At 38.9% G+C, this 3,843-nt stretch carries 5 protein-coding genes; 2 read left to right on the forward strand and 3 right to left on the reverse strand.

The window, feature by feature from the left end; translation table 11 throughout:
• Nucleotides 1-62: 62 nt before the first annotated feature.
• Entirely contained in the window at nucleotides 63-365 is a 303-nt protein-coding gene (locus KO505_RS03345; protein ID WP_216054032.1) for a hypothetical protein, read from the reverse strand.
• 67 nt (nucleotides 366-432) lie between these two features.
• Nucleotides 433-645 (reverse strand): hypothetical protein, encoded by a 213-nt coding sequence (locus tag KO505_RS03350; RefSeq protein WP_216054033.1) that lies wholly within the window; start codon nucleotides 643-645, stop codon nucleotides 433-435.
• Between the two features lie 339 nt (nucleotides 646-984).
• Between KO505_RS03350 and KO505_RS03355 the strand changes: the two genes are divergently transcribed.
• Complete coding sequence (locus KO505_RS03355; protein WP_216054034.1) at nucleotides 985-1,494, forward strand: hypothetical protein; 510 nt, start codon at nucleotides 985-987, stop codon at nucleotides 1,492-1,494.
• 137 nt (nucleotides 1,495-1,631) lie between these two features.
• Here KO505_RS03355 and KO505_RS03360 read toward each other — a convergent pair whose 3' ends face one another.
• The gene (locus KO505_RS03360; protein WP_216054035.1) at nucleotides 1,632-2,087 is read right to left on the reverse strand and encodes a hypothetical protein; all 456 of its coding nucleotides are present in this window, start codon (nucleotides 2,085-2,087) and stop codon (nucleotides 1,632-1,634) included.
• 128 nt (nucleotides 2,088-2,215) lie between these two features.
• Here KO505_RS03360 and KO505_RS03365 point away from each other — a divergent pair, with 128 nt between their 5' ends.
• Nucleotides 2,216-3,370: an IS110 family transposase gene (locus tag KO505_RS03365; protein WP_216054036.1), complete on the forward strand. Its 1,155-nt coding sequence runs from the start codon at nucleotides 2,216-2,218 to the stop codon at nucleotides 3,368-3,370.
• The last annotated feature ends 473 nt before the right edge of the window (nucleotides 3,371-3,843 follow it).

A 3,843-nucleotide genomic window follows, 5' to 3' on the forward strand; every position in this document is an offset into this window, starting at 1 on the left:
TAAGCTCTAAGCTCTAAGCTGTAAGCTCTAAGCTGTAAGGAAGATGTGGCTCATTATCAGTACTAACAACCGGCTTTAATGATTGCTCTTAACGTGCGCTGCACATCTTCTGGTAGTGATTGACTCATAGCCTGTCGTGCGGCCTCAGATGGGTGATACTCCGAACTTTGCCCTTGCATCACCAAGTTAGTGTGAAGCATCTCATCATGATGGGGCTGAACTAAGAGCACCACATCACTCCAAGTAACGTCTTCACATGAAATTTCAAGTTGGCGATTAGACTCAGCAAAATAAACCAAAGATAAAACCAATATAACAATCAAAACGAGAAATAGATTTCTTCTATTTGTGTTTAAAACCTTCAAACTAGCCTCCTGGCCAACATTACGCGTCATAGTTATTGATATGTTAAATAAAAATCAGAGTTTCTATTCAATTTTTATTATCTGGAACTTCATCATTTTTTAATGTGAGAACAAACAAATAAACTAAATTTAAGGGCGGCGTAATACATAATAAAACGCCCACTAGTGCAACCACCTTGGGATTATTGGTTTTTCGTTTACCTAAGTAATAACTTAATCCTCCAACGATAAACATCGAATAGAAAACCAGTTGACCATAAAACGTAATACCAATATCCAAGCTAATCTTCCCTTTAAATTAATAACAATTTAGACACTATTGCCAATGAACACACTAGTAATAGTCAGTTAAAATAGGCGACGACGGAGCAAAAACCAACTGTTATTTAACTGCTTGAGTCATTTAAGTTAATTCCATCCCCAAACACGGTAGTTGTAACTTTAAACAACCATTTGAAATATCCCCTATCCTATTGCATAATCCCCGCAGGTGTTAGGGACGCCTGCCCGCTAAAGAGGAACTCACCCTAGTGTTTATATCGCTTTAATAAAGCAAATTACACTTTCATTCTAAATATTTGTGATGCGGGAAACAGATAATAAATTTGGGATGAGTGACATGATTACTCCAATTGACGAACTTAAAGTTCAAGCAAAAAAACTACTTAAAAATACAGATTTAGCCAAGATAATTCCGTTATCTGCTAATACGCCACATCAATTAAAACATACTCAATTATACCTAGCACGACAGTTAGGTTTTACTGATTGGGCGCACGCTAAATCCATATTAAGTTGTGATTACGACCTAGAAGCACAAAACGAAATACAAGCTGAAACACAGCTTCAATTTGGCAGCCTTTGGCACAGTAGGAAATGCGATACCTTGTTAAATACTTGGTGCAGAAACTACCAAGAAGCCAAACAAGTTCAAAGAGACAGTGGCGGTATTATATTGCCTTATAAAAGCCAATTTATATTAGCCTCAGCGGATTACTTCACCGCGCTCAACATTCCATTTGAGCAAGAACGTTGGCAGCAGATAAACAACAACTGGTGCACAGGCGACAAACAAATTAGACAGCAGCTATTACTGCCTATTTTGATCCAATCTCGACAAACGGAATAATACTGTTTATATAAACTAGATTACATAAACTTTAGCCATACAAAAAAACGACCTAAATTGTTAGGTCGTTTTTTATTTAACGCCCCAATATGCCGCCGAAAAGAGCGCAGCGAGTTGAGGTCGGAATAATTGGTTTGTTATACACGTTTTTGAAACATCCAATACGCTTTATGTACTGCGACGATTAGACCGTACATAACGCAACTATACAATAATGCCCAAATTGGAATCCAAATTAAAGCTAATGCTGATGTTGAAGATGTATGCGCATCAGTGAACAATGAGTGCTGCATTCCCCAATAACCGTAAAAATGAAATGCTGCTATAAATAAAGCAATACACCAAATTGTTATTCGGCCAATTTTACTATCAGTGGATTTTGATTTTAAGGCAAAAACGGATAGAGCGATATATGGTAGCGTCCTAAAACTGGCGGACATTATATAGCTGCCTAGAGATGCGTACTGAAATGTTTTTGTATAAGCATCTGAAAATCCTAAATCGCCAACAAAAATAGCAAGCATGAATTTCGCAAAAGATTCATTAATCATCAAAAATAGAAAAAGAAGAAAATACCAAAACATCCGTTTCATATCAGATTCCTTTAAAGTGTATAGACATAATGACTCCCCACGAAAGTGCTGATCTCCAATTAATCGTGGGTTAGCTGAAAGCCAGAGCCATAATAGTTAATGATTAATAAACTAAATCGGAGATCAGCATGAATAAACATAACATACTTTTTATTGGTTTGGATACGCACAAAGAGTTCGTTGAAGTCGCTTATATTGAAGACCAACGAGGTGCTAAGCCTGTTCACTTTGGTCGCATATCATCAGCTAAAGTGGCTATCAAAAAGCTCGCTCGCCAGTTTGAATCTAAATACCCGAGTGCGACGTTGCACTTTGTCTATGAAGCGGGTCCTTGTGGCTATTGGATTTACCGTTTGTTAACGAGTCTTGGTCATTGTTGTTATGTTGTTGCCCCTTCACTTATTCCCAAAAAGCCTGGGGACAAAGTTAAAACCGATAAACGTGATGCACTGAACTTAGCGAAGTTACTTAAATCCGAAGACTTAACCGCCATCTATGTACCTGAGTCTGAAGATGAAGCCGTTCGTGATTTATCACGGGCTCGTGAAACGGCAATGAAAGACTTAAAAGACGCTAAGTACCAACTCAAAGCTTTATTACTTAGAAACAACATTAACTACTCAGGCACTGCCAATTGGTCATTAAAACACTTACGTTGGTTGACCGAATTAATATTGCCTCATCCAGCTCAGCATATTGTCCTTCAAGAATACTTACAAACTATTAATGAGCGTATTGCTCGATTAAAACGACTTGATAATGAGTTAGAGCACCATGTCAGAAATTGGCGGTATTACCCTGTCGTAAAGGCCATTCAAGCGATGCGTGGTGTTCGGTTATTGGTTGCCACTGGTGTTATTGCTGAGTTAGGTGACTTGACCCGTTTTGACCACCCTAGAAAGCTCATGAGTTATTTAGGGTTAGTATCAAGCGAACACTCAAGTGGCGGAAAACAACGACAAGGCTCAATCACTAAATGCGGCAATGGCCGAGCAAGGCGACTGCTAGTTGAAGGCGCACATTCTTATCGTTACCAAGCCAATATATCAACCGACCTACAAAAACGACAAGAAGGATTACCCAAAGAGATTATTGATATCGCATGGCAAGCACAATTAAGACTGTGCCGTCGATACCAACGACTGATATTTAAAGGAAAACATTACAATGTCGCCGTGACGGCGATTGCTCGGGAAATGATCGCCTATATATGGGCAATATCAAGAGAAGTAGTACTAACCCCTGTTAATCCGAAACTACGTATTGCAAGGGTTCCAGCATAAAATGAAAACAGTTTTTGAGTTAGCGTATTTAGATCAAGCATCGGATGTGGCACAACCACCGAGGGCGTTGCCTACATGGATGTAGGTAAGGGGCGATAGCAGGACGCGGTAGCCTTAGGATGGCAATGAATAGAAATATTGATTGAACCACGAACATAGACTGAAGATAGGTGTCACGACGGAATAAGTAAGGTAGGCGCTGTTAACTGCAAGGTTAATAATCCACGAATACCAGCATGAAAACCGACGAAATTACTTGCTTCATCTAATACGTTAACTCAACTTTAATTGAGAAAAAAACAGACTAATTAGGCTTAAAAAGATTAAGAGGGATCAGTGTTTTTAACTTGACGTGGGGAGTAATACCAACGCCTCATTAAGAGGCAAATAATTGTTGGCTAAAATAAGCGACGCAGGAGCAAAAGCCAACTGTTATTTGTCCTGCTTTAATGACTTGATACTTATAGAGCCTC

Origin of the sequence: Psychrosphaera sp. F3M07 (assembly GCF_018860345.1) — a bacterium.
Lineage (GTDB): Bacteria > Pseudomonadota > Gammaproteobacteria > Enterobacterales > Alteromonadaceae > Psychrosphaera > Psychrosphaera aquimarina.

Coding starts and splice junctions, on each gene's coding strand:
- KO505_RS03365 (WP_216054036.1), top strand. CDS start 2,216: ATGAATAAACATAACATACTTTTTATTGGTTTGGATACGCACAAAGAG.
- KO505_RS03360 (WP_216054035.1), bottom strand. CDS start 2,087: ATGAAACGGATGTTTTGGTATTTTCTTCTTTTTCTATTTTTGATGATT.
- KO505_RS03355 (WP_216054034.1), top strand. CDS start 985: ATGATTACTCCAATTGACGAACTTAAAGTTCAAGCAAAAAAACTACTT.